We start from the raw sequence: 25,219 nt of genomic DNA on the forward strand, positions 1-25,219 counted from the left end.
AGCCTGAGAGCACGATGAACCGTTTGACCACGTCATGGGGCGCCTTCACGCTGACCCGCTTTCCCGAGGACCCGCGCGACCAGCTACGCGCCTGGGACGCGGCCGACGAGTACCTCCTGGGCCACCTGGCCGAGAGCGGTACCGACCTCTCCGGCACCGTCGCCGTGCTCGGCGACCGCTGGGGAGCCCTCGTCACCGCGCTACAGGCCGCCGGCACCGGCGAGCTCGTCCAGATCACCGACTCGTACCTCGGCGGACGGGCGACGCGGGCCAACCTCGCCCGCGCCGGGGCCGCCCCGGACGCCGTCCGGCTGCTCACCACCCAGGACCCGCCGCCCGAGCGGATCGACGTCCTCCTCGTCCGTGTCCCCAAGAGCCTCGCGCTCCTGGAGGACCAGCTGCACCGGCTCGCGCCCGCCGTGCACGAGGGCACCGTGATCATCGGCACCGGCATGGTCAAGGAGATCCACACCTCCACGCTCCGTCTCTTCGAGCGGATCCTCGGACCCACCCGCACCTCGCTCGCGGTGAAGAAGGCCCGGCTGATCCACACCACGGCCGACCCCGCGACCTCACCGCGGCCCAACCCCTGGCCGCACCGGTACGACCTCCCGGCCGACACCCCCGCGCCCGGCCTCCCCGGGCTGACCGTCACCAACCACGCCGGTGTCTTCTGCGCGGACCGCCTCGACGTCGGCACCCGCTTCTTCCTCGCGAACCTGCCCGGCGGCCTCGGCCGGGCCCGTGTCGCCGACCTCGGCTGCGGCAACGGTGTGGTCGGCCTCGCGATCGCCCTCTCCGAACCCGACGCGGAGCTGGTCTTCACCGACGAGTCGTACCAGGCGGTCGCCTCGGCCGAGGAGAACTTCCGCGCCCACGTGGGTGCGGGACGCAAGGCCGAGTTCCTCGTCGGCGACGGGCTCACCGACCTGCCCGCGGGCTCGGTGGACCTCGTCCTCAACAACCCGCCGTTCCACAGCCACCAGGCCACCACCGACCGCACGGCCCGCCGCATGTTCGCGGAGGCGCGGCGCGCGCTCCGGCCCGGCGGCGAACTGTGGGTCATCGGCAACCGGCACCTCGGCTACCACGTCACCCTCCGCCGGATCTTCGGGAACAGCGAACTCATCGCGAGCGACGCCAAGTTCGTGGTCCTGCGAGCGGTGCGGTCGGCCTGACCGGAGCACGGGACGCGGCCGTCAGCAGTCGGGAAAGGCCAGGTCGAGCGCCCGTACCCGGTCCTCCCCCGTCGTGACGGAGAGGGCGACGATCCGGTCCTGACGGAGGGTGAAGGCCAGCGCGGAGACCGGCCGGCCCGCGACGAAGGCGACCGCTCCGACGGCTCCGTCGACCAGAGCGGGCCGGGCGACGTCGGCGAAGCGCGCGAAGGCGGCCGCCCTTTCGGCCACGGCGGGGGCGCCGTGCACCGGGCCGTGCTCGGACCAGGCGATCACGTCCGGGTCGAGGACGGCGGCGAGCGTACGGGCGTCACGCGCGCGTGCGGCCGTCAGGAACCGGCCCACGACGACCCGCTGCCGCCTCTCGTCGCCGTCGCTACGGGCCGTCCCGCCGCCCCGGATCCGCTCCCGGGCCCGCCGGGCGAGCCGCGTCACCGTCTCGGGGGAGCCGCCGGTGATCCGCGCCGTCTCATGGGGCGGCAACCCGAACACGTCATGCAGGACGTACGCGTCCCGCTCGTCCGCGCCGAGTGCGTCCAGCGCGACGAAGAGCGCGAGCCACACGGAGCCGTTTCCGCTCCCGACCGCCCCGCCAGCCGTGTCCGTGACGACGCCCTCGCCCGCGCCCGCGGGCCTGCCCGCCCCGCCCACCCGTCGCTCCTGAAGTCCCCGCACGCACTCCCGTCCCACCAGCGCCGTCAGCCACGCCCGTACCGATGTCGACCCGTCCTTACGCCCCAGGTCCGCCCGGGCCGCCGCGAGCGCGGCCTCGGCCTCCGCACGCGAACCCGTCATCCGCAGGGCCACGCGCCGGAGCTGCTCCTCGTGGGCGTCGAAGCACCCGGTGAGGGCGGTCAGGAAGGTGTCGTCGGGCATGGCGCCTCACTCCTCGTCGGTCCGTCACCGCGTTGACGGGAGGGCCGACCGGGATGTGACAGCACGCCCGCCGCCCGCCGTTCCGAATAGCTCCGAATAGCTCCGAATAACTCGGAACGGAAAAGACCGGCCCGGCGCACGAGGCGCCGGGCCGGTCTTCGGGGTATCGAGCCTGCCGCTCGACGGGGTGCGTCAGTCCGTGCCGAACTCCATCGCGGCGCGGTCCAGCATCTCGTCGTCGTCGGCGACCTCGCCGCGGGAGGCGATGGCCTCGGCGCCGCCTTCCGGCATGGAGCCGATCAGCCCGGTCGCGGCGGCCTGGGCGGCGCCGATCGCGGGGTTGGACGTGCCGATCAGGCCGAGGCCCGCGTACTGCTCCAGCTTGGCGCGGGAGTCGGCGATGTCGAGGTTGCGCATGGTGAGCTGGCCGATCCGGTCCGCGGGACCGAACGCCGAGTCCTCGGTGCGCTCCATGGACAGCTTGTCCGGGTGGTAGCTGAACGCCGGGCCCGTGGTGTCGAGGATCGAGTAGTCCTCGCCGCGCCGCAGCCGCAGCGTCACCTCGCCGGTGACGGCCGCGCCCACCCAGCGCTGCAGGGACTCACGGACCATGAGGGCCTGCGGGTCCAGCCAGCGGCCCTCGTACATCAGCCGGCCGAGGCGCCGTCCCTCGTTGTGGTACTGGGCGAGGGTGTCCTCGTTGTGGATCGCGTTGACGAGGCGCTCGTACGCGGCGTGCAGCAGGGCCATGCCGGGTGCCTCGTAGATGCCGCGGCTCTTGGCCTCGATGATCCGGTTCTCGATCTGGTCCGACATGCCCATGCCGTGGCGGCCGCCGATGGCGTTGGCCTCCATGACGAGGTCGACGGGGGAGGAGAACTCCTTGCCGTTGATGGTCACCGGGCGGCCCTGGTCGAAGCCGATGGTGACGTCCTCGGCGGCGATCTCGACCGAGGGGTCCCAGAACCGGACGCCCATGATCGGCTCGACGGTCTCCACACCGGTGTCCAGGTGCTCCAGGGTCTTCGCCTCGTGGGTGGCGCCCCAGATGTTGGCGTCGGTGGAGTACGCCTTCTCCGTGCTGTCGCGGTAGGGCAGCTCGTGGGCGAGCAGCCACTCCGACATCTCCTTGCGGCCGCCGAGCTCGGTCACGAAGTCCGTGTCCAGCCAGGGCTTGTAGATGCGCAGGTGCGGGTTGGCGAGCAGGCCGTAGCGGTAGAACCGCTCGATGTCGTTGCCCTTGAAGGTCGAGCCGTCGCCCCAGATCTGGACGTCGTCCTCGAGCATGGCCCGGACGAGGAGGGTGCCGGTGACGGCACGGCCGAGCGGCGTGGTGTTGAAGTACGCGCGGCCGCCGGAGCGGATGTGGAACGCCCCGCAGGTGAGTGCGGCAAGACCCTCCTCGACCAGCGCCGCGCGGCAGTCGACCAGGCGCGCGATCTCGGCACCGTAGGTCTTGGCGCGGCCGGGCACCGAGGCGATGTCGGGCTCGTCGTACTGGCCGATGTCGGCGGTGTAGGTGCACGGGATGGCGCCCTTGTCGCGCATCCATGCGACCGCGACGGACGTGTCGAGGCCGCCGGAGAAGGCGATGCCGACGCGCTCGCCGGCGGGCAGGGAGGTGAGGACCTTGGACATAGGAAGAGTATGCATCATCGCGCATGGTCATGCAAAGGGGTGGTGCGTGGGAGCAGCGCGGGCGTCGCCAGGAGGAGTACGCCGGCCAGGCCGATGGCCGTACGTGGACCGAGCAGACCGCCCAGCACACCCCAGGCGGCCGTCAGGACCGCGGCCGACAGCTTGGTCGTCACCGTCCAGGCCGACAGCGTGCGGGCGACCCGTTCCGTCGCGGTGCGTTGCAGGCGGCAGGTGGCGTGGACGGGGTTGAAGACCCCGCAGCAGAAGATGAGCCCGAGCTCGACGCCCATCACGAGCAGCAGCCCTCCGGTGCCCGGCCCCGGAAAGGCCAGGCCGACGGGCCAGAGCGCGCGCAGCGTCCCGGCCACGACCAGGACCCGGTGCTGCCCGAAGCGGGTGACGAGCGGCCGGGCCAGCCGGGCACCGAGCAGCCCTCCGATCGAGGGCGCCGCGAAGGCGAGGCCGTACTGCCACGGTGCGAACCCGAGCCGGCCGAGCATCAGGACGGCCAGCAGCGGCTGGACGGCCAGCACCAGACCGTTGAACACGGCGGAGTTGAGGAACAGCGGGCGCAGCACCGCGTCGGCCAGGATGAACCGCCAGCCGTCGAGCAGGTCCCCGGGCCGCAGGCGCGTGGTCCCGCGGGGCTCGGGCCGTGGCTCGCGCCCGCCCGCCGCGCGGATGCCCAGGGCCGAGAGCAGGTGGCTCACCGCGTCGGCCAGCACCGTCGACACCGGGCCGAGGAGCCCGATCGCCGCGCCGCCCAGCGGCGGTCCGACGATCGTGGTGGTCCAGGCCGTGGACTCGAACCTGGCTTGGGCGGCGAGCAGGTCCTCGGCCGGCAGAAGTGCCTTCAGATACGCGCCGGAGGCCGCGCGGAACGTGATGTCGGACGCCGCGACGACGACCGACACCAGCAGGAGCTGGAGGAAGGTGAGGGCGCCGAGCGCGTACGCGGCGGGGATGGTCAGGAGCGTCGCGAACCGCGCCAGGTCCATCGTGATCAGCACCGGACGCTTGCGGCGGAACTCCACCCACGGGCCGAGCGGCACCGCCACGGCGGCCCCCACCGCGGCTCCGGCGGAGGCGAGCGCGGCGACCTCGGCCGGTCCGGCGTGCAGCACCTGGACGGCGATCAGCGGGAACGCCCCGAAGGCCAGCCAGGTGCCGAGCGCACTCGTTCCGTACGCCCCCCAGAGCCACCCGAACTCCGCTCCAAGCCGCCCGCCGAGCAACCGCCCGATCCGCACCCCGAGCCGGTGCCCGCCTCCCATGCCCGACACCCCTCGCTGTCACCTCCTCCCCGCCACCCGCACAACCGGCCCGCGACCAGGGGTGTCCCGCGGCAGCAGCGCACGACATCGGTCACGTCGCCCCGCACACTCCGAAGCCGCAGGTATCAAGCCCACACGCATCGAACCCGCACGCATCAAACCGGGCCCCCGGGCCCCGGATCAAACAACCCCCACGCCCCTCCGTCACAACCGACGGTTGTGCACCTAGGCTGGCCGCATGGACCTCGACGCCGTCCGTACCCTCGTCGTCGCCGCCGACGCGGGACGGTTCCACGAGGCCGCCGCCGAGCTCGGGGTGACCCAGCAGGCGGTGTCCAAGCGCATCGCCGCCCTGGAGCGCGACCTCGGGGTGCGGTTGTTCACCCGCACCCCGCGCGGCGCCGAGCTCACCATCGACGGGCAGGCCTTCCTGCCCCACGCGCGCGAGCTGCTCCGCGTCGCCGAGCGCGCGGCCGCCTCGGTGCGGCCCGGCCGCCGGCCGCTGCGCGTCGACGTGATCGCCTCGCGCGTCGCGCCGTCCGGTCTGATGCGCGGCTTCCATCGCGCCCACCCCGAGATCGCACTCGACGTGGTCATGCTGTTCGACATCGAGCGGGCCCTCGCCGCCCTCCGGTCCGGTGAGATCGACGCCTCCTTCCGGGCCGTCGCCCCGCCCGGCCGGCGCCTGCCCGACGACATCCGGTCCGTCCGGGTGCTCGACGAGCCGCTCCAGCTCCTCACCGGCCCCGCGCACGTGCTGGCGGGCGCCCGGTCGGTGCCCTCGCCCGGCTCGCCGGGCACCGGATCTGGATGCCCGGCATCGTCCCGGGCACCGAGTGGGCCGCCTACTACGACGACCTCGTCGCCGAGTTCGGCCTCACCATCGAGGCGACCGGCCCCAACTTCGGCTCCGACGCGCTCCTCGACACCGTCGCCGACACCCCGGCCCTGGCCACTTTCATCGGGGAGCGGACCCGCCTCGTCTGGCCCGCCGGTCACGGCCTGCGCCGTATCCCGGTGACCGACCCGACGCCCGTCTATCCGCACGCGCTCCTCTGGCACCGGGACAATCCCCACCCGGCCCTCGCCACCCTTCGCGCCCACCTCGCCGCCGCGACGCCCGCCCCGGTGGGCACCGCCGGGACCTGGACGCCGAGCTGGGTGATCCCGCGGTGACCGCCGCGGCGACGCCGCGACCCCGCGGAGACCTCGTTGCATAAAAGTGCGGAGCGACGTATAGTCATGCCATCCATGAGGAGGGTCTTCGATGACGGTACGAGTAGCAGTGGCGGGTGCGAGCGGATACGCGGGCGGAGAGCTCCTGCGTCTCCTCCTCGCCCACCCCCACGTGGAGATCGGCGCCCTGACCGGCCACTCCAACGCCGGCCAGCGGCTCGGGGCGCTCCAGCCCCACCTGCTGCCGCTCGCCGACCGCGTCCTCGTGCCGACCACCGCCGACGAGCTCGCCGGGCACGACGTCGTCTTCCTCGCCCTCCCGCACGGACAGTCCGCCGCCGTCGCCGAGCAGCTCGGGCCGGACGTCCTCGTCGTCGACATGGGCGCCGACTTCCGGCTCCGTGAAGCCGCCGACTGGGAGACGTACTACGGCTCCCCGCACGCCGGGACCTGGCCCTACGGGCTCCCCGAACTTCCGGGCGCCCGCGCCGCGTTGGAGGGGTCCAGGCGCGTCGCGGTGCCCGGTTGCTACCCCACCGCCGTCTCGCTCGCGCTCTTCCCCGCGTACGAGAACGGCCTCGCCGAGCCCGAGGCCGTGATCGTCGCCGCCTCCGGCACCTCCGGCGCCGGCAAGGCGGCCAAGCCGCACCTCCTCGGCAGCGAGGTCATGGGCAGCATGTCGCCGTACGGCGTCGGCGGCGGCCACCGGCACACCCCCGAGATGATCCAGAACCTCAGCGGACCGGCGGGGGAGCGGGTCACCGTCTCCTTCACGCCGACCCTGGCGCCGATGCCCCGCGGCATCCTCGCCACCTGCACGGCCGCCGCGAAGCCGGGCGTCACCGCCGAGACCGTACGGGCCGCCTACGAGAAGGCCTTCGCGGACGAGCCCTTCGTCCACCTGCTCCCCGAGGGCCAGTGGCCGGCGACGGCGTCCGTCTACGGTTCCAACGCCGTTCAGGTGCAGGTCGCGTACGACGCGGCGGCGAACCGGATCATCGCGATCAGCGCCATCGACAACCTCACCAAGGGCACCGCCGGCGGCGCGGTGCAGAGCATGAACATCGCCCTCGGGCTCCCCGAGGCCACGGGTCTTTCCACGATTGGAGTTGCGCCGTGAGCGTGACCGCAGCGAAGGGATTCACGGCGGCGGGCATCGCCGCCGGGATCAAGCAGAACGGCAACCCGGACCTGGCCCTCGTGGTCAACACCGGGCCCCGCCGCGCCGCCGCGGGAGTCTTCACCTCCAACCGCGTCAAGGCCGCGCCCGTCGTCTGGTCCCAGCAGGTCCTCGCCGACGGCGAGCTGACCGCCGTCGTCCTCAACTCCGGCGGCGCCAACGCCTGCACCGGACCGAAGGGCTTCCAGGACACCCACGCCACCGCCGAGAAGGTCGCCGAGGTCCTGAGCGCGAAGGGCACCGAGGTCGGCGCCGGCGAGGTCGCCGTCGCCTCCACCGGCCTCATCGGCATCCTGCTCCCCATGGACAGGCTGCTCCCCGGCGTCGAGAAGGCCGCGGCCGAACTCTCCGAGCACGGCGGCGAGAAGGCCGCCATCGCCATCAAGACCACCGACACCGTCCACAAGACCTCCGTGGTCACGAAGGACGGCTGGACGGTCGGCGGCATGGCGAAGGGCGCCGGCATGCTCGCCCCGGGCCTCGCCACCATGCTCGTCGTCCTCACCACCGACGCCGACGTCGACGCCAAGGGCCTCGACAGCGCCCTCCGGGGCGCCACCCGCGTCACCTTCGACCGGGTCGACTCCGACGGCTGCATGTCCACCAACGACACCGTCCTCCTCCTCGCCTCCGGCGCCTCCGGCGTCACCCCCGCGCAGGAGGCGTTCACCGAGGCCGTACGGGAAGTCTGCGACGACCTCGCCCGCCAGCTGATCGGCGACGCCGAGGGCGCCAGCAAGGACATCCGCATCGAGGTGGTCAACGCCGCGACCGAGGACGACGCCGTCGAGGTGGGCCGCTCCATCGCCCGCAACAACCTCCTCAAGTGCGCCATCCACGGCGAGGACCCCAACTGGGGCCGGGTGCTCTCCGCCATCGGCACCACGGCGGCCGCCTTCGAGCCCGACGAGCTCAACGTCGCCATCAACGGCGTCTGGGTCTGCCGGAACGGCTCCGTCGGCGAGGACCGCGACCTCGTCGACATGCGCTACCGCGAGGTCACCATCACCGCCGACCTGGCCGCCGGCACCGAATCCGCCGTCATCTGGGCGAACGACCTCACCGCCGACTACGTCCACGAGAACAGCGCGTACTCGTCATGAGCGACTCCCAGAACCCCACGCGGAGGCACAAGGCCCTCCCCAAGGCGGAGATCCTCATCGAGGCCCTGCCCTGGCTGACCCGCCACAACGGCAAGACCGTCGTCATCAAGTTCGGCGGCAACGCCATGATCGACGACGAGCTCAAGGCCGCCTTCGCCCAGGACGTCGTCTTCCTGCGCCAGGCCGGCCTCAAGCCGGTCGTCGTGCACGGCGGCGGCCCCCAGATCAGCGCCGCCCTCGACCGGCACGGCATCGTCAGCGAGTTCAAGGCGGGCCTGCGGGTCACCACCGAGGACGCCATGGACGTCGTACGGATGGTCCTCGCCGGCCAGGTCCAGCGCGAGCTCGTCGGGCTGCTCAACCAGCACGGCCCGCTCGCCGTCGGCCTCACCGGTGAGGACGCCCACACCATCACCGCGACCAAGCACCAGCCGGTCATCGCCGGCGAGCAGGTCGACATCGGCCGGGTCGGTGAGATCACCGCCATCGACACCGGCGCCATCCAGGCGCTCCTGGAGGACGGCCGGATCCCGGTCATCTCCTCTATCGCCCGCTCCCAGGACGACGGACATGTCTACAACGTCAATGCTGATACGGCGGCTGCGGCACTCGCTGCGGCGCTTGGCGCCGAGACGCTGATGGTTCTGACCGACGTCGAGGGCCTCTACGAGGACTGGCCGAACAGCGACGAGGTCATCAGCCGGCTCACCGCGAGCCAGCTGGAGAAGCTGCTGCCCGAGCTCTCCAGCGGCATGGTCCCCAAGATGGAGGGCTGCCTGCACGCCGTGCGGAACGGCGTCACCACGGCCCGTGTGATCGACGGCCGGGTCCAGCACTCCATCCTGCTGGAGATCTTCACCGACGAGGGCATCGGCACGATGGTCGTGCCGGACGGACAGGGGGACCGGTGAGCGGGAACACGGAGCTGACCCAGCGGTGGCAGGGCGCGCTCATGGACAACTACGGCACCCCGCGGCTGCCGCTCGTCCGCGGTGAGGGCGCCAAGGTCTGGGACGCCGACGGGAACGCGTACCTGGACTTCGTCGGCGGCATCGCCGTCAACGCCCTCGGCCACGCCCACCCGGCGGTCGTCGAGGCCGTCACCCGGCAGATCCAGAGCCTCGGCCACGTCTCCAACCTCTTCGTCGCCGAACCGCCCGTCGCCCTCGCCGAGAGGCTCCTCGCCCTCTTCGGCCGGCCCGGCAGGGTCTTCTTCTGCAACTCCGGCGCCGAGGCCAACGAGGCCGCGTTCAAGATCGGCCGGCTCACCGGCCGGTCCCACATGGTCGCCACCGAGGGCGGCTTCCACGGCCGCACCATGGGCTCCCTCGCGCTCACCGGCCAGCCCGGCAAGCAGACCCCGTTCCTGCCGCTTCCCGGCGACGTCACCCACGTCCCGTACGGGGACGCGGAGGCGTTGCGCGCCGCGGTCACCGAGGACACCGCCCTCGTGATCATCGAGCCGATCCAGGGAGAGAACGGCGTCGTCGTCCCGCCCCCCGGCTACCTCAAGGCCGCCCGGGAGATCACCCGCGCCACCGGCACCCTCCTCGTCCTCGACGAGGTGCAGACCGGTGTCGGCCGCTGCGGCCACTGGTTCGAGTACCAGGCCCACGAAGGCGTCGAGCCTGATCTCGTCACCCTCGCCAAGGGCCTCGGCGGCGGCCTGCCGCTCGGCGCGACCGTCGCCTTCGGCCCCGCCGCGGACCTCTTCACGCCCGGCCACCACGGCACCACCTTCGGCGGCAACCCCGTCGCCTGCGCCGCCGGCCTCGCCGTCCTCGACACCCTCGGCGCCGACGCCGCCCTCGACCACGTCAAGGCGGTCGGGGAGCGGCTGCGGCAGGGAATCGAGGGTCTGGGGCACCCGCTGGTCTCCCACGTCCGTGGTGCGGGCCTCCTGCTGGGTATCGTGCTCACGGAGTCCCTCGCACCCCAGGTGCAGCAGGCGGCTCAGGACGCCGGCCTCCTGGTGAACGCGCCCGCCCCCGATGTCGTACGGATCATGCCTCCGCTGGTCCTCACCGACGCCGAGGCGGACACCTTCCTCCAGGCCCTGCCCGGAGTCCTCGACGTGGCGAACGGGCAAGGACGAACCGGAGAATGAGACGACGATGACCGACGCGCAGGAAAATGAGCACGGCGGGCCGTCCGTTCCGCAGACCCGCACCGCACGCCACCGCAGGATCGTCGACATCCTCAACCGGCAGCCGGTGCGCTCGCAGAGCCAGCTCGCCAAGCTCCTCAGCGACGACGGGCTGAGCGTCACCCAGGCGACGCTCTCCCGCGACCTCGATGAGCTGGGCGCGGTGAAGATCCGCAACACCGGCGGCGAGCTGATCTACGCGGTGCCCAGCGAGGGCGGATTCCGCACCCCGCAGGCCCCGCTCGGCGAGTCCGCCAAGGAGGAGCGCATGCGGCGCCTCTCCGGTGAACTGCTGATCTCCGCCGAGGCGTCCGCGAACCTGGTGGTGCTTCGGACCCCGCCGGGCGCCGCCCAGTTCCTCGCGTCGGCCATCGACCAGGCCGAACTCCACGCCATCCTCGGCACGATCGCGGGTGACGACACGCTGCTGCTCATCAGCCGCGACCCGGTGGGCGGCCAGGCGCTCGCCGACCACCTGCTCAAGCTGGCGCAGAAGTAGGCCGCCTCAGTAGCGCGTGATCGCCGTCGGACCGCTCCGCGTCCCGACGGCGATGTGCGGTCGGCGCGCGGGATCCGCCCAGGCGAGCACCGCGCGCATCGCCTTCGCCGGCACGGACACACAACCGGCCGTCGCCCCGCGCCCGTCGACGTGCAGGAAGATGCCGGCCCCGCGCCCGCGTACGGGCCGGTCGTAGTTGAACCCGATGACGAGGCCGTACGCGTACTGCCGGGTGTACGAGACGAGATGCTCGGCCTCGGCGGCCCGGCAGTCCCGGGGCAGCCCCTCGACCCAGCGGTTGTACGCGCGCGAGTCGGCGTCCTGGCACCACCAGGAACGCCGGGTCACCCGCGCGTAGCGGTACGAGGTCCCCGCGGGCGCGGGCTCGATCCCGAAGGCGTACGGCAGCCGGTAGAGCCCGGTGGGCGTGGTCTTCGTCCCCTGCCGCCGCTTCCCGCCCTCGGCGAGCCCCTTGGCGCCGAACCGGGCGGGCGCCGAGCCCGCCTTCACCCACCGCCCGTCGCGCCGGTCCCACCACGTCAGGGTGCCGCTGGTGGAACCGGTCCCGGCGGCCTCGGCGGTGATCAGCTGGGACCCGCCGCCGGTGGACGCCATCCGCGCGGGCAGCGGTTCGGGGCCCGCCGCGGGGGCGGGCGCGGTGCCGAGGGTCAGCAGGGCGGCGCCGAGGAGGAGGAGGGTGCGCATGGGCGCGACGCTAGGGCCTCGGGGGAGGTTCCCGCACGCCGTGCGCGGCTATTCGGCGGGTACGGGCGCCGGCATGGGGGGCAGGGGCAGGGGCAGCGCGGACAGCCCGTCGAGGCTGGTCGCGATGTGCTCCTTGCGCATGCAGTAGGCGTTGAACTCCTCGTCGGTCTTCCGGTTGAAGTACTCGGCGTGCAGCGCCCGGTCGTCCTGGTACTCCATCAACGGCACGGCGAACCCACAGGAGTCGCTGACCCGCCGCGCGTGGACCAGGACGATCGCCCGCGCGCTGCCCTGCCCCTCGACGGCCTCCGCGGGGAACCGCGCGAACAACTCCCCCCACCGCGGGTCGTCCCGCAGCACGGCCTCCCCGTCCCCGTGCACCCGCACGACGGTCGGCGGCCCGGAGAACGCGGTCCACATGAGGGTGATCCGCCCGTTGCCCGGCTCCCGCAGATGCGCGATCGTCTCGGCGCTGCTCCCGCCGAAGTCGACGTAGGCGAGCGTCAGTTCGTCGATCACCACGAGCGTGCCACGCCGCCCCTTGGGCGAGAGGTTGACGTGCCCGTCACCGGAGAGGGGAGCGGTGGCGGTGAAGAACACGGGCTGGTCTTCGATGAAGGCACGGAGTCGTTCATCGATACGTTCGTATGTTTTTCCCATGGCACGCATTCTGTGCGCTTCGGCGCCGAGGGACGAAGCCCCCTCATGTCCCGCGCGTCCAGGGACGGATGTACCGCCTGACGAGGTCGAGCACGCGAACCGTCCAGGCACGATGAGGTGGCTTGGCCGGCTCGCCCTCGTGCCCGCCTCCGCCGGCCTCCGAGGCTGCTCCTGAGGGGTCCTGTGACGGATGGGTGGAAGGAGGCCGGGGGAGGGCCCCGGCCGGCACGTGGTCGGACCACGGGCGCAGCGCCTTCGCCGTCTCGCGTACGACCCGAGGCGAACGGTCGTCGAGCAGCGGTACGAGGCGTTCGGGGCGTACGGCGTCGAGGAGGCGCAGTCCCGCCACCGCGCCGGCCCGCACCTCGGGTCGCTCGTGCCCGATCAGTGCCCAGAGCGTGGGTCCGTCGGTGGTCCGGTCCCCGCACTCGGCCAGGCCTCGCGGAGCGTGAGGGGGCATCGCGGCCGCGCCCTCGATCCCCGAGGCGCAGGCCGCCCGGTAGAGCGGCAGCGGATCGGTCCCCGCCTGACGCAGGACGTAGCGGGCGCAGGCTCGTACCAGCGCGGAGCGGTCGTACAGGAACGGTGCGGCCTCCCCGGCCCGGCCCGCCCGGCGCAGTCCCGTGACCCCCGCCGCCCGCACCCGGCCCTGCCGGGCCGTCAGCAAGGGGGCGAGGACGTCCGGGTCGGGCGGATCCCCGGCGGCGGCGAGCGCCGCGTTCGCGCAGAGGCCCTGGACGATCACGTCGGGGTCACGTGCGGCGGTCTCCGCGAGCCGGACGGGGGAGAGGAGCCCGCGCTCGACGGCGATCCGGTGGACGAGCCGGCGCACGGCTCGGTCCTTGTGCGCCAGCTGCGCGCTCACCGCGGACCCGGGCCCTTCCCGCAGGGCCCCGGTCAGCATCGCGCGCGCGGTGTCCCCGCGCAGCCGCTCGCCCGCTCGGAGCGCGACCGCCAGGAGGTCGCCGAAATCCTCGGACGTGACCCGCGGCAGCTCCTCCCGCAGCACGGCGCGGGCCCGCTCCCGTACGGGCGCGGCCCAGTCGGAGCAGCGGATCACGACGAGGGGGAGGAGCCCGGGAGCGGCGGGGACGTGGCGGAGCGCGGCCTCCCTGACCCGCCCGTCGGGGCCGCACAGGGCGAGGGCCAGCTCGGCGGGCGCCGGAAGGTGCTCGGGGTCGTCGGAGAGCCACGCGCCGGCCGAGGGTATGCCCGCGCCCCGGCGGAGGAGGGCACGGATGTCCTCGTCGAGCGCGAGCCACGCGCCCGCGTCGCCGTCGTCGAGGACATGGGTGATGCGGTGGACGATTCCGTCGAAGGCGCTGCTCAGCATGGCCGGAGCCTAGGGCCGACAAGGGCCGGCCGCCGCCGAGTATCGACGCGCTCCGACCCGCGTTGACAAAACATACGGAGGATTGCATAGTTATGCTGTCATCGACATCTTCGCCCTCCCCCGCGAAGACGGCGGTATACCCACCCTCCTGAGGAGCAGCAGCTGTGAGCAGCAACAACGGTGACGTCCGGCTCTGGGGCGGACGGTTCGCCGACGGTCCCGCCGAGGCCCTGGCGAAGCTGTCCGCGTCGGTTCACTTCGACTGGCGTCTCGCGCCCTACGACATCGCCGGTTCCCGTGCCCACGCGCGCGTGCTGCACAAGGCCGGGCTGCTCACCGAGGACGAGCTGACCCGTATGCTCGCCGGCCTCGACCGGCTGGAGGCCGACGTCGCCGACGGCTCGTTCGTCGGCACCATCGCCGACGAGGACGTCCACACCGCCCTGGAGCGGGGCCTCCTGGAGCGCCTCGGCCCGGACCTCGGCGGCAAGCTGCGCGCCGGCCGGTCCCGTAACGACCAGGTCGCCACCCTCTTCCGGATGTACCTGCGCGACCACGCCCGGATCATCGGCGGTCTCGTCGCCGACCTCCAGGACGCCCTGGTCGGCCTCGCCGAGGCGCACCCCGACGTCGCCATGCCCGGCCGCACGCACCTCCAGCACGCCCAGCCGGTGCTCTTCGCCCACCACGTCCTGGCCCACGCCCAGTCCCTCTCCCGGGACGCCGAGCGGCTGCGCCAGTGGGACACCCGGACGGCGGTCTCCCCGTACGGCTCCGGCGCCCTCGCGGGCTCCTCGCTCGGCCTCGACCCGGAGGCGGTCGCCAAGGACCTGGGCTTCGAGCGCGGGTCGGTCGGCAACTCGATCGACGGCACGGCCTCCCGTGACTTCGTCGCCGAGTTCGCCTTCATCACCGCGATGATCGGGATCAACCTCTCCCGGATCGCGGAGGAGATCATCATCTGGAACACGAAGGAGTTCTCCTTCGTGACCCTCCACGACGCCTTCTCCACCGGCTCGTCGATCATGCCGCAGAAGAAGAACCCGGACATCGCCGAGCTGGCCCGGGGCAAGTCCGGCCGCCTCATCGGCAACCTCTCCGGCCTCCTGGCCACCCTGAAGGCGCTCCCCCTCGCCTACAACCGGGACCTCCAGGAGGACAAGGAGCCGGTCTTCGACTCCTGCGACCAGCTGGAGGTCCTGCTGCCGGCCTTCACCGGCATGATGGCCACGCTCACCGTCAACCGGGAGCGCATGGAGGAGCTGGCCCCGGCCGGCTTCTCGCTCGCGACGGACATCGCGGAGTGGCTGGTCAAGCAGGGCGTGCCGTTCCGGGTGGCGCACGAGGTGGCCGGCGAGTGCGTGAAGGTCGCCGAGGCGGAGGACAAGGAGCTGGACGAGCTCACGGACGAGCAGTTCGCCAAGATCTCCGAACACCTCACCCCGGAGGTCCGCACGGTCCTCAACGTCCCGGGCGCCCTCGCCTCCCGCGACGGCCGTGGCGGCACCGCCCCCTCGGCGGTCGCCACCCAGCTCGTCGAGGTCAAGGCGGACCTGGTCATCCAGCACGCCTGGGCCGAGGCCAAGAACTGACCCGTAGTCCTCCAGCGCCGCCGCCCGGTCCGCGAGCGCGTCGAAGTCCGGCCGGATCGGCCCGATCCGCGGGTCGACGTGCGGCGACGGGGCGGCGGCGGGGTGGTTCGTCTCCACGTCTTCCAGAAGGTCCCGCGAGGGGCCTTCTGGTGCGTCCGGGGCCGGCTCGGCCCACGACAGCTCGGGCGTACGAGGTGGCACCGCGCGGCGGCACGGCGTTCCGCCCCCGCCCCCGGTGAGGCGTCGAATGACCGGATGAGACATTCATGTCTCATCCGGTGTATGGTCGTCTCATGTCAGTCGATCGTACCCAGGTGCTCCGCGCCGCCGCCGCCCTGCTCACCCGTAAGGCGACCGCCACCATGGACGAGGTCGCACGGGCCGCCGGCATCGGGCGGGCCACCCTGCACCGGCAGTTCGCCGGACGGGACGCGCTGGTGCGGGCGCTCGAGGAGCTCGGGCTGCAGGAGCTGGAGGCCGCGCTCGACCGCGCCGGGCTCGACGAGGGGCCCGAGGACGAGGCCGTACGCCGGCTCGTCGCCGAGGTGGAGCCCGTCGGCCCCCTGCTGTCGTTCCTCGTCACCGAGAACCAGCTCTTCGAGGGCGACCAGGTCAACGAGGGCTGGGCCCGCCTCGACGCCCGGGTCTCCGCGCTCTTCCGGCGCGGGCAGGAGAACGGCGTCTTCCGGATCGATCTGACCCCCGCCTGGCTCACCGAGGCCTTCTACGGGCTCATCGGTTCCGGCGCCTGGGCCGTGCAGGACGGCCGGGTCGCCGCCAAGGACTTCCAGTACATGATCGTCGAGCTGTTGCTCGGCGGAGCGCGCAGGAGCGTGGAGAAGTGACCACCAGCACCCTCAGCACCACGGACCATACAGAGGGCGTGCGCCGCCCCGGCCGGTGGCTCGCCCTCTCCGTGCTCGTCCTGGCCGTCCTCCTCGTGGCGGTCGACGCCACGGTGCTCGGACTCGCCACCCCCTTCCTCTCCGAGGACCTGGAGCCCTCCGGCACCCAGCTCCTCTGGATCGGTGACGTCTACTCGTTCGTCATCGCCGGTCTCCTGGTCTCCATGGGCAGCCTCGGCGACCGCATCGGCCGCAAGAAGCTGCTCCTGATCGGCGCCACCGCCTTCGGCGCCGTCTCGGTGCTGAACGCCTACGCCACCAGCCCCGAGATGATGATCGTGGCCCGCGCCCTGCTGGGCGTCGCCGGCGCGACCCTGATGCCGTCGACCCTGGCGCTCATCCGGAACCTGTTCCACGACCGGCGCGAGCGCAGCCTCGCCATCGGCATCTGGGGTGCCATGGCCTCGGCCGGCGCCGCCGTCGGCCCGGTCGTCGGCGGCTTCCTCCTGGAGCACTTCTGGTGGGGCTCGGTCTTCCTCATCAACCTGCCCGTCATGGCCGTCCTCGTCCTCGTCGGGATCAAGCTGATCCCCGAGTCGAAGAACCCGAACCCCGGCCCCTGGGACCTGCCCAGCGTCCTGCTCTCCCTCGTCGGCATGATCGGCGTCGTCTACGCGGTCAAGGAACTGGCCTCCCACGGCCTCTCCCTCGACGCGGGCCTCGCCGCCCTCGCCGGCGCCGCCGCCCTGACCGCGTTCGTCCGCCGGCAGCTGACCCTGCCCACGCCGCTCCTGGACATGCGCCTCTTCCGCCACCGCGGCTTCTCGGGCGCCGTCCTCGCCGACCTGCTGACCATCCTCGGCCTCTCCGGCCTGGTGTTCTTCCTGTCCCAGTTCTTCCAGCTGGTCCAGGGCCGGCAGCCGCTGGAGGCCGGACTCGCCGAGCTGCCCGCCGCCGTCGGCGCGGTCACGGCCGGTCTGATCGCCGGCATCGTGGCCCGCCGCTTCTCCGTACGGTCCGTGGTGGCCGGAGGTCTCGCGGCGGTCGGCCTCTCCCTCGCCGTCCTGACGACGCTCGACCAGCACACCGGCTACCCGCTGCTCGGTGCCGCGCTGCTCGTCGTCGGCGTGGGAGCCGGCTTCTCCTTCACCGTCACCGCCGACGTGATCCTCTCCAGCGTCCCGAAGGAGCAGGCCGGTTCCGCCTCCGCCGTCTCCGAGACCGCCTACGAACTGGGCGCCGCGCTCGGCATCGCCGTGCTCGGCTCGATCGTGACCGGTGTGTACCGGGGCTTCGCCACCCCGGCCGGCGTCCCGTCGGGCGTCGCGTCCGCCGCCCACGAGTCGCTCGGCGGCGCGGTCGAGGCCTCCGGCGGTCTCGCGCCGGACACGGCGACGGCCCTGGTGTCGGCCGCGCAGGAGGCGTTCACGGACGGGCTGCGGATCGCCGCGGGCGTCGGCGCGGTCGTCCTCCTCGCGACGGCCGTCGCGGCCTGGTTCCTGCTCAGGGGTCAGAAGCTGGAGGACGGCGCCGTCGAGCACTGACCTCCCGCGTACACGACCGGGCCCCGTACAGCACGGCTGTACGGGGCCCGGTCACGATCGAGGGGGACTACGCCGCCTTCGCCTTCGTGGCGTACATGTCCACGTACTCCTGCCCCGAGAGCCGCATCACCTCGGCCATCACCGAGTCCGTCACCGCCCGCAGCACATAGCGGTCGCGGTCCATCCCCTCGTACCGGGAGAACTCCATCGCCTCACCGAAGCGGACCGTCACCCGGCCCGGACGCGGGAAGCCCGCCCCACCCGGCTGGATCTTGTCGGTGCCGATCATCGCGAACGGCACCACCGGCGCCCCGGTCATCAGGGTGAGCCGCGCGATGCCCGTACGGCCGCGGTAGAGCCGGCCGTCGGGGGAGCGGGTGCCCTCCGGGTAGATCGAGAAGACGTTGCCCTGTTCGAGGACCCGGCGGCCGGTCATCAGCGCCGCCACGCCGCCGCGGCCGCCGTCCCGGTCCACCGGGATCATGCCGACGCTGGTGAAGAACCAGGCCATCGCCCGGCCCTTGACGCCCTTGCCCGTCACGTACTCGTCCTTGCCGATGAAGTAGACCGGACGGTCCAGGCAGATCGGCATGATCATCGAGTCGATGAAGGTCAGGTGGTTGCCCGCGAGGATGACGGGTCCGGTCCCCGGGATGTTCTCGGCGCCCTCCACGCGGGGGCGGAACATCAGGCGCATGACCGGCCCGAGCACTGCCTTGATGATCGCGAGACGGGACAACGGTTCCTCCGGTGGGGCGCGGGTCAGTCGACCTGACGGCGGTGCAGCTGGCGACGATACTCGCGGGTCACGTCCGCGCGCACATCGGGTTCACCGAGTGGATACGCAGTGTTGACGTGAGTTTCCGCCGTGTTCGGCCGAGGTCTGCCGGGTGGAGGGGGTTGATGCCTAGCGTCGGGGGCACCCGTCGACACGTGCGGGACATGACACAGGAGGACACCTCATGACCCAGGGCGAACGCCGGATCCCGGCCCGGCGCACGGTACTCGGAGCGGCGGGCGCCACCGTCCTCGGCGCCTCCGCGGCCCTCGCGGCCGGCACGGGCGCGGCGCAGGCAGCCGACGCGCGGGCCGCAGCGACGGGCCGCGCCCACGGCCACGGACGCGGCTACCGCTCCCTCCCCGTCCCCACCGTCATCGCCCACCGCGGCGCCAGCGGCTACCGCCCCGAGCACACCCTCGGCTCCTACCGGCTGGCTCTCGACCTCGGCGCCCACGTCATCGAGCAGGACCTCGTCCCCACCAAGGACGGCCACCTCGTCTGCCGCCACGAGAACGACATCACCGGCACCACCGACGTCGCCGACCACCCGGAGTTCGCCTCCCGGAAGACCACCAAGACCGTCGACGGCACCTCCTTCACCGGCTGGTTCACCGAGGACTTCACACTCGCCGAGCTCAAGACGCTGCGGGCGAAGGAGCGCATCCCCGGCACCCGCCAGGAGAACACCCTCTACGACGGCCGCTGGACGATCCCCACCTTCGAGGAGGTCCTCCGCTGGGCCGAGGACGAGGGCCGCCGTCGGGGCCGCGAGATCTGGCTCCACGTCGAGACCAAGCACCCCACCTACTTCCGGTCCCTCGGCCTCGGCCTCGAGGAGCGGCTCGCCAAGCTCCTGCGCCGGTACGGACGCCACCGCGCGAACTCCCCGGTCTTCCTCCAGTCCTTCGAGCCCAGCAGCATCCAGCGGCTCGCCCGGCTCGTGGACTCGCCCGGGGTGGTCCTGCTCTCCGGCGCGACGAGCCGCCCCTGGGACTTCGTGCAGGCCGGGGACCCGCGCACGGTCGCCGATCTGGTCACCCCCGAGGGCCTGCGGTGGATCGCCTCGTACGCGAAGGGCATCGGCCCCACGCTCGACCTGGTGATCCCCAAGGACGCGAGCGGCCGCCTCGGCGACCCGACCACCCTGGTCCGCGACGCGCACGCCGAGGGCCTGATCCTCCACCCGTACACCCACCGCAACGAGAACGCCTTCCTGCCCGTGGACTTCCGCCGCGGTACGGACCCGGCGGCGTACGGCGACTCGTTCGGCGCCCTCAAGCGGTACCTGGACACGGGGATCGACGGGATCTTCTCCGACAACCCGGACACCGCGCTGCTCGGCGCCGCGGACCTCACCGGCCGCGACTGACCGAGGAGTCGGCGTGCGGGTCCGGCGACCGGGCCCGCACGACCTCCTCCCGGGTGGTTTACGACCCGTACCGCAACCACGCCCGCGTGCCCCGGCATCGTGCCGGACATGACCACCCCGGAAACCCGCCCCGCCCCCGAGCTCCTCGCCGCCCTCGCCCCGTTGCTCGCCGCCGAGTCGGACGCCGAGGCGCCGGCCGCCGGCGTCGAGCCGAGCGACCTCGAACAGGCCGTCTGGCTCCGTCTCCTGGAGCAGCTCCAGCAGACCGGGACCGCCCCCGAGCGTCCCGCCGAGTGGCTGCGCCGCGCCGTCCGCGCCGAGGCCCGCCGAGCCCGCAGGACCAGCGACCGCGAACGCCCCTACCGCGACGAGCCCGCCCACGATCCCGAGAGCTCGGGACACGACGGATCCCCCGAACGCTCCCTGCTGGACGCCGAGGGCCGCCGCACGCTGCGCGCCGCCGTCACCCGGACGCCCGGCCGCTGCCCCCGGGTGCTGACCGCGATGCTCGCCCCCGAGGACCTCACCTACCGGGAAATCGCAGGAGAGTTGGGTATCTCACAGGGCAGTCTGGGGCCGATGCGTTCCCGTTGCCTGGGATGCCTGCGCAGAATGCTGGCTGCGGAGGTTCCCGCGCCCGACCGAAGGGGAAGGGTGCGGTAAACCGATGATCGACCAGATGAGCGGGAGGCGTGCACACATGGGCCTGAGCGTGACCATCTCAGCAGCGGACGCGCGGGACGCGGAGCACATCCTTAAGCTGCAGTACCTCTGCTACCAGAGCGAGGCGGAGCTGTACGGCGACTGGTCCATCGAACCGCTCACGCAGTCGCTCGACAACCTGCGCGCCGAACTGGACGAGGGGTACGGCCTGGTGGCCCGGCTCGGTGACGAGGTCGTCGCCTCCGTGCGGGCCCGCATCGACGAGGACGGCACGGTGCGGATCGCCAAGCTGATCGTCCACCCGCGCATGCGCCGTCACGGCCTCGGCGGACGGCTCCTCGACGGCATCGAGCGCCGCTTCGCCGCCGGTACGGACGCCACCGCGCCGGCGGCACCCCCCGCCAAGCGCTTCCAGCTCTTCACCGGCCACCGCAGCGAGGGCAACCTGCGCCTGTACCGCCGCAAGGGGTACGCCCAGGTCGCCACCCGCGAGCTCGGCCCCAGGCTCACCCTGGTGACCCTGGAGAAGGCCGCCTGACTCAGGCGGCCGTCAGCGCGCGCGACCGGCGCAGCCACCAGATGCCGGTCAGCGGGAGCAGCACCGGAATGAAGAGGTAGCCGTAGCCGTAGTCCGACCAGACCGTCGCGTCCGGGAAGGCGGACGGCTCGACCAGCGTCCAGGTACCGACGATCAGCACGCCCGCGAGCTCGGCGGCGCAGCACACCAGCGCCGCCCTGCGGGCCGTCTCCCCGCCGCGGACCAGCGTGTAGGTGATGAAGGCGTAGACGACTGCCGCCACCGCCGACAGGGCGTACGCGAGCGGCGCCCGGTCGAACTCCGTGGCGATCTGGTAGATCGAGCGGGAGACCGCACCCACCGACATCACGCCGTACAGCCAGACCAGCAGGATGCCGGGCCCCGTGACGAGACGGGTCCGCGCGCCCTGTGCCGCCTTCTCCTGAGTCGCGGTCATGGTCAGCCCACCGTCCGGATGTCGTGGAGACGCACTTCGAGCACGGCCAGGACGACCGCGCCCGCGGCCACCGTGGCCGAACCCCACCGGCTGCGCTCCGCGAGCGACATGAACCCGGCGATGGGGACCGCGCACAGCGCCCCGATCAGATAGGCGACGAAGATCGTCGCGCCCTCTTCCGCCTTCTCGCCCCGCACCAGCTGCACGATCCCGACGATCAGCTGGACCAGGACGAGGAAGGTCACCACGGCCATGCCGATGAAGTGCCAGTCCTTGGTCGGCTGGTCGCGGAAGGCGGCGAAGCCGCACCAGGCGGCGAGGGCGAGCGCGGCCACGGAGACCGCGACCGTCAGGACGTCAAGCATGCGCCCGAGGGTATTACGGTCGATAAGGCCCGATGCGCTCGGCCCCCCCGCCGACGCCTGGCGCGCGGACCGTGGCCTTGGCCACAGCCCTCGCCCGCACCGGCCGTCCGTGACCGTCTCGGGGGGCGGTCCGCCGGGCCCTTCCGCGCAGGCCACATACGGGAACGGGGTGGAACGGGAGCCCCCGGAGTGTCCGCATGATGTCTCACTGACGTCCGCTATTCGGACAGCCCCCTTTCGTTCGCGAGTGCGCATGCTTTACTTGCAGACATGACCACGACGAGCAGCCGCATCCTTGCGACCGAGGCGATCACGACGCCCGGTGCTCGTTGTATGTGTCGAATGTGCGCCTTCTGAGGGCCCCCGCCTGAGTTTCGCGCCCCGAAGCGAGACCCGACGGCCGTGCCGTTCCTCCCGCCGCGAGGCGATGGACCGCGCCCGCCCCGCGCACCGCCGACGCCCGGCCACCCGCCGGACCGGCCCCCTGCGCCTGACTGTCCGAAGACGAATGCCCCGTGCGTGACGGACCCCGCGTCGCGCACTCGACAGTGACGGAAACCCCTGTGATCACCACTTCGGGCCTGACCAAGGTCTATGAGTCGCGCGGCCGCCAGGTCACCGCTCTGGACGGCGTCGACCTCCACGTCCGCGAGGGCGAGGTGTTCGGCGTGATCGGCCAGAGCGGCGCCGGCAAGTCCTCGCTCATCCGCTGCGTCAACCTCCTGGAGCGCCCCACCTCCGGCACCGTGACCGTCGACGGCGTCGACCTCACCGCCCTCGCCGGGAAGAGCCGTCGCGCGGGCAAGGACCTGCGCCGGGCGCGCAGCAGCATCGGCATGGTCTTCCAGCACTTCAACCTGCTGTCCTCCCGCACGGTGAAGGACAACATCGAACTCCCCCTGGAGATCCTCGGCATATCCGGCGCCGAGCGCTCCCGCCGCGCCCTCGAACTCCTCGACCTGGTCGGCCTCGCCGACAAGGCCAAGGCCTACCCCGGTCAGCTCTCCGGCGGCCAGAAGCAGCGCGTCGGCATCGCCCGCGCCCTCGCCGGCAAGCCCAAGGTCCTCCTCTCCGACGAGGCCACCAGCGCCCTCGACCCGGAGACCACCCGCTCCATCCTCCAGCTGCTGCGCGACCTCAACCAGCAGCTCGGCCTGACCGTGCTGCTCATCACGCACGAGATGGACGTCGTGAAGACGATCTGCGACTCCGCCGCCCTGATGCAGCACGGCCGCGTCGTCGAGTCCGGCACCGTCGCCGAACTGCTCGCCACCCCCGGCTCCCAGCTGGCGGCCGAGCTCTTCCCGGTCAGCGGCGCCGCCACCGGCCCCGACCGCACGGTCGTCGACGTCACCTTCCACGGCGAGTCCGCGACCCAGCCGGTCATCTCGCAGCTCTCCCGCACGTACAACATCGACATCTCGATCCTCGGCGCCGCCATGGACACCGTCGGCGGCCGGCAGATCGGCCGGATGCGGATCGAGCTGCCCGGACGGTACGAGGACAACGTCGTCCCGGTCGGCTTCCTGCGCGAGCAGGGTCTCCAGGTCGAGGTCGTCGAAGAGGACGCGGCGGCCCCGGCCGCGACCGCGCCCGCACTGGTCAAGGAAGGTGCCAAGTGACCTGGTCCGAGATGCAGCCGCTGCTGGAGCAGGGCACCGTCGACACGCTCTACATGGTCCTGTGGGCCACCGTCGTCACCGTGCTCGGCGGCCTGCCGCTCGGCATCCTCCTCGTCCTCACGGACAAGGGCGGACTGCTGCAGAACCGGCCGGTGAACAAGATCGTCGGTGCGATCGTGAACGTGGGGCGTTCGCTGCCCTTCATCATCCTGCTGATCGCCCTGATCCCGTTCACCACCTTCGTCGTCGGCACCTTCATCGGCCCGACCGCGATGATCGTGCCGCTCGCCATCGGCGCCATCCCCTTCTTCGCCCGGCTCGTCGAGACGTCGATCCGCGAGGTCGACCACGGCCTCGTCGAAGCCGTCCAGGCCATGGGCGGCGGCATTCCCACCATCGTCCGCAAGGTGCTGCTGCCCCAGGCCCTGCCCTCGCTGGTCTCGGGCGTCACCACCACGGTCATCGTCCTCATCGGATACTCCGCGATGGCCGGCGCGGTCGGCGGCGAAGGCCTCGGCTCCAAGGCCGTCACCTACGGATACCAGCGCTTCGACACCACCTTCATGCTGGTCACCGTCGTCGTCCTGGTCCTGATCGTGACCGTCGTCCAGCTCATCGGCGACGGAGTCGTACGACTCCTCGCCCGCCGGGGCCGCACCGCGTAACAGCTCCCCGGCCACCCAGACTTCGTCCTTCGAAGAAACAGCCCGGACTTGTTGTCCAGGCGTCCACCGCACCACCTGAAAGAGGCACTCTTCGTGCGTAAGAACATCAAGCTCACCGCCGGTATCGCCGCCACCGCCGCCCTCGCCCTCGGGCTCAGCGCCTGCGGCACCTCCTCGGACCCGGCCTCCTCCAAGGGCGCGGCCGGCTCCGCCGACAAGCCCCTCGTCGTCGCCGCGTCCCCGACGCCGCACGCCGACATCCTCAACTACGTCAAGGACAACCTGGCCGAGAAGGCCGGCCTGAAGCTGGAGGTGAAGGAGTTCACGGACTACGTCCTGCCGAACACCGCCACCCAGTCCGGCCAGGTCGACGCCAACTTCTTCCAGCACAAGCCGTACCTCGACGACTTCAACCAGAAGAACAAGACCACCATCGTCCCCGTGGTCAACGTCCACCTGGAGCCCCTCGGCCTCTACTCCAAGAGCCTGAAGTCGGCGAAGGACATCAAGCCCGGCCAGACCATCGCCGTCCCCAACGACACCACCAACGGCGGCCGCGCCCTCCAGCTGCTCGCCGAGAACGGCCTCATCACCCTCAAGCCGGGCGTCGGCACCAACGCCAAGCTCTCCGACATCACCGACAAGAAGGGCCTGGAGTTCAAGGAGCTGGAGGCCGCCACCGTGCCCCGCGCCCTGAACGACGTGGACGCCGCCGTCATCAACGGCAACTACGCCATCGAGGCCAAGCTGGAGCCGGCGAAGGACGCCCTCGTCCTGGAGAAGGCGGAGGGCAACCCGTACGCCAACTTCCTCGCCGTCAGGAAGGGCAACGAGCAGGACGCCCGCGTGCAGAAGCTCGCCGAGCTCCTCAACTCGCCCGAGGTGAAGAAGTACATCGAGGACACCTACAAGGGCTCGGTCATCCCGGCCTTCGGCGCCGTCAAGTAGGAAGACGCGTCGGAGGGGCCGTCAGACGGCGTCCCCCGTACAGTTCTTGAGCGGAAGGCCCCGCGCACCCCGTCCGGTGCGCG

24 protein-coding genes and 1 pseudogene are annotated in these 25,219 nt (G+C 72.2%); 16 read left to right on the forward strand and 9 right to left on the reverse strand.

All coding sequences use genetic code 11. The features are described from left to right. Window positions 1-14 precede the first annotated feature (14 nt). On the forward strand, window positions 15-1,178 hold the full coding sequence (locus AMK29_RS28770; RefSeq protein ID WP_073818514.1) for a methyltransferase: 1,164 nt from the start codon (window positions 15-17) through the stop codon (window positions 1,176-1,178). A 21-nt stretch (window positions 1,179-1,199) separates the two neighbouring features. Here the strand turns inward: AMK29_RS28770 and AMK29_RS28775 are convergent, their stop codons facing one another. The 3 genes from AMK29_RS28775 to AMK29_RS28785 all read right to left on the reverse strand — a co-directional run bounded on the left by AMK29_RS28775 (window position 1,200) and on the right by AMK29_RS28785 (window position 4,966). Then, the gene (locus AMK29_RS28775; RefSeq protein WP_073818516.1) at window positions 1,200-2,054 is read right to left on the reverse strand and encodes a sigma factor-like helix-turn-helix DNA-binding protein; all 855 of its coding nucleotides are present in this window, start codon (window positions 2,052-2,054) and stop codon (window positions 1,200-1,202) included. A 192-nt stretch (window positions 2,055-2,246) separates the two neighbouring features. After that, entirely contained in the window at window positions 2,247-3,692 is a 1,446-nt protein-coding gene (gene argG, locus AMK29_RS28780; protein WP_073818518.1) for an argininosuccinate synthase, read from the reverse strand. Window positions 3,693-3,706: 14 nt separating this feature from the next. After that, the gene (locus AMK29_RS28785) at window positions 3,707-4,966 is read right to left on the reverse strand and encodes an MFS transporter (protein WP_073818519.1); all 1,260 of its coding nucleotides are present in this window, start codon (window positions 4,964-4,966) and stop codon (window positions 3,707-3,709) included. 238 nt (window positions 4,967-5,204) lie between these two features. Here AMK29_RS28785 and AMK29_RS28790 point away from each other — a divergent pair. The 6 genes and pseudogenes from AMK29_RS28790 (at window position 5,205) to AMK29_RS28815 (ending at window position 11,070) form a co-directional block, all read left to right on the forward strand. Further along, a pseudogene (locus AMK29_RS28790) lies at window positions 5,205-6,142 on the forward strand (LysR family transcriptional regulator). Window positions 6,143-6,233: 91 nt separating this feature from the next. Next, entirely contained in the window at window positions 6,234-7,262 is a 1,029-nt protein-coding gene (gene argC, locus AMK29_RS28795) for an N-acetyl-gamma-glutamyl-phosphate reductase (protein WP_073818521.1), read from the forward strand. After that, window positions 7,259-8,425, forward strand: coding sequence for a bifunctional glutamate N-acetyltransferase/amino-acid acetyltransferase ArgJ (gene argJ, locus AMK29_RS28800; protein WP_073818522.1), 1,167 nt, complete (start codon window positions 7,259-7,261; stop codon window positions 8,423-8,425). Before argC ends, argJ begins: the two co-directional genes overlap by 4 nt. Then, window positions 8,422-9,336: an acetylglutamate kinase gene (gene argB, locus AMK29_RS28805; RefSeq protein ID WP_073818524.1), complete on the forward strand. Its 915-nt coding sequence runs from the start codon at window positions 8,422-8,424 to the stop codon at window positions 9,334-9,336. The genes argJ and argB overlap by 4 nt, the downstream gene beginning before the upstream one ends. Window positions 9,337-9,377: 41 nt before the next feature. Continuing rightward, complete coding sequence (locus AMK29_RS28810; RefSeq protein ID WP_241845756.1) at window positions 9,378-10,532, forward strand: acetylornithine transaminase; 1,155 nt, start codon at window positions 9,378-9,380, stop codon at window positions 10,530-10,532. Between the two features lie 7 nt (window positions 10,533-10,539). Then, entirely contained in the window at window positions 10,540-11,070 is a 531-nt protein-coding gene (locus tag AMK29_RS28815; RefSeq protein ID WP_073818527.1) for an arginine repressor, read from the forward strand. Between the two features lie 6 nt (window positions 11,071-11,076). On the opposite strand, the gene AMK29_RS28820 is transcribed toward AMK29_RS28815, so the two are convergent. From AMK29_RS28820 to AMK29_RS28830, 3 genes are read right to left on the reverse strand one after another with little or no spacing between them, the layout of a single operon-like run. Beyond that, window positions 11,077-11,775, reverse strand: coding sequence for a L,D-transpeptidase family protein (locus AMK29_RS28820; RefSeq protein ID WP_073818528.1), 699 nt, complete (start codon window positions 11,773-11,775; stop codon window positions 11,077-11,079). 48 nt (window positions 11,776-11,823) lie between these two features. Then, the gene (locus AMK29_RS28825; RefSeq protein WP_073818828.1) at window positions 11,824-12,435 is read right to left on the reverse strand and encodes a pyridoxamine 5'-phosphate oxidase family protein; all 612 of its coding nucleotides are present in this window, start codon (window positions 12,433-12,435) and stop codon (window positions 11,824-11,826) included. 43 nt (window positions 12,436-12,478) lie between these two features. Continuing rightward, window positions 12,479-13,768 carry a hypothetical protein gene (locus AMK29_RS28830; protein ID WP_073818530.1) on the reverse strand — a complete coding sequence of 430 codons (1,290 nt, stop codon included), beginning with the start codon at window positions 13,766-13,768 and terminating at the stop codon, window positions 12,479-12,481. A gap of 164 nt (window positions 13,769-13,932) precedes the next feature. Here AMK29_RS28830 and argH point away from each other — a divergent pair, with 164 nt between their 5' ends. From argH to AMK29_RS28845, 3 genes are all read left to right on the forward strand, one after another. Then, window positions 13,933-15,360, forward strand: a complete 1,428-nt coding sequence (argH, locus tag AMK29_RS28835; RefSeq protein WP_073818531.1) for an argininosuccinate lyase — start codon at window positions 13,933-13,935, stop codon at window positions 15,358-15,360. 293 nt (window positions 15,361-15,653) lie between these two features. Beyond that, on the forward strand, window positions 15,654-16,205 hold the full coding sequence (locus AMK29_RS28840; protein ID WP_073818533.1) for a TetR/AcrR family transcriptional regulator: 552 nt from the start codon (window positions 15,654-15,656) through the stop codon (window positions 16,203-16,205). Then, window positions 16,202-17,749 carry an MFS transporter gene (locus AMK29_RS28845; RefSeq protein WP_073818535.1) on the forward strand — a complete coding sequence of 516 codons (1,548 nt, stop codon included), beginning with the start codon at window positions 16,202-16,204 and terminating at the stop codon, window positions 17,747-17,749. The genes AMK29_RS28840 and AMK29_RS28845 overlap by 4 nt, the downstream gene beginning before the upstream one ends. A 67-nt stretch (window positions 17,750-17,816) precedes the next feature. On the opposite strand, the gene AMK29_RS28850 is transcribed toward AMK29_RS28845, so the two are convergent. After that, a complete protein-coding gene (locus AMK29_RS28850; RefSeq protein WP_073818536.1) occupies window positions 17,817-18,488 on the reverse strand; it encodes a lysophospholipid acyltransferase family protein in 672 nt (223 codons plus the stop codon). A gap of 223 nt (window positions 18,489-18,711) precedes the next feature. Between AMK29_RS28850 and AMK29_RS28855 the strand changes: the two genes are divergently transcribed. The 3 genes from AMK29_RS28855 to AMK29_RS28865 all read left to right on the forward strand — a co-directional run bounded on the left by AMK29_RS28855 (window position 18,712) and on the right by AMK29_RS28865 (window position 21,100). Then, window positions 18,712-19,899, forward strand: coding sequence for a glycerophosphodiester phosphodiesterase (locus AMK29_RS28855; RefSeq protein WP_073818538.1), 1,188 nt, complete (start codon window positions 18,712-18,714; stop codon window positions 19,897-19,899). 108 nt (window positions 19,900-20,007) lie between these two features. Further along, entirely contained in the window at window positions 20,008-20,562 is a 555-nt protein-coding gene (locus AMK29_RS28860; RefSeq protein ID WP_073818539.1) for a sigma-70 family RNA polymerase sigma factor, read from the forward strand. 37 nt (window positions 20,563-20,599) lie between these two features. Continuing rightward, window positions 20,600-21,100: a GNAT family N-acetyltransferase gene (locus AMK29_RS28865; protein ID WP_073818541.1), complete on the forward strand. Its 501-nt coding sequence runs from the start codon at window positions 20,600-20,602 to the stop codon at window positions 21,098-21,100. A 1-nt stretch (window position 21,101) separates the two neighbouring features. On the opposite strand, the gene AMK29_RS28870 is transcribed toward AMK29_RS28865, so the two are convergent. Together AMK29_RS28870 and AMK29_RS28875 are read right to left on the reverse strand one after the other, a co-directional pair. Then, window positions 21,102-21,536, reverse strand: a complete 435-nt coding sequence (locus tag AMK29_RS28870; RefSeq protein ID WP_073818542.1) for a hypothetical protein — start codon at window positions 21,534-21,536, stop codon at window positions 21,102-21,104. Window positions 21,537-21,538: 2 nt separating this feature from the next. Continuing rightward, entirely contained in the window at window positions 21,539-21,901 is a 363-nt protein-coding gene (locus AMK29_RS28875) for a hypothetical protein (protein WP_073818544.1), read from the reverse strand. A 563-nt stretch (window positions 21,902-22,464) separates the two neighbouring features. Here AMK29_RS28875 and AMK29_RS28880 point away from each other — a divergent pair. The 3 genes from AMK29_RS28880 (at window position 22,465) to AMK29_RS28890 (ending at window position 25,136) form a co-directional block, all read left to right on the forward strand. Beyond that, window positions 22,465-23,523 (forward strand): methionine ABC transporter ATP-binding protein, encoded by a 1,059-nt coding sequence (locus AMK29_RS28880; RefSeq protein WP_073818545.1) that lies wholly within the window; start codon window positions 22,465-22,467, stop codon window positions 23,521-23,523. Further along, on the forward strand, window positions 23,520-24,188 hold the full coding sequence (locus tag AMK29_RS28885; protein ID WP_030204624.1) for a methionine ABC transporter permease: 669 nt from the start codon (window positions 23,520-23,522) through the stop codon (window positions 24,186-24,188). The genes AMK29_RS28880 and AMK29_RS28885 overlap by 4 nt, the downstream gene beginning before the upstream one ends. A 93-nt stretch (window positions 24,189-24,281) precedes the next feature. Further along, window positions 24,282-25,136, forward strand: coding sequence for a MetQ/NlpA family ABC transporter substrate-binding protein (locus tag AMK29_RS28890; protein WP_073818547.1), 855 nt, complete (start codon window positions 24,282-24,284; stop codon window positions 25,134-25,136). Window positions 25,137-25,219 lie beyond the last annotated feature (83 nt).

The sequence above is a fragment of the Streptomyces sp. CB02261 genome (genome assembly GCF_001905665.1).
In the GTDB taxonomy this organism is placed as follows: domain Bacteria; phylum Actinomycetota; class Actinomycetes; order Streptomycetales; family Streptomycetaceae; genus Streptomyces.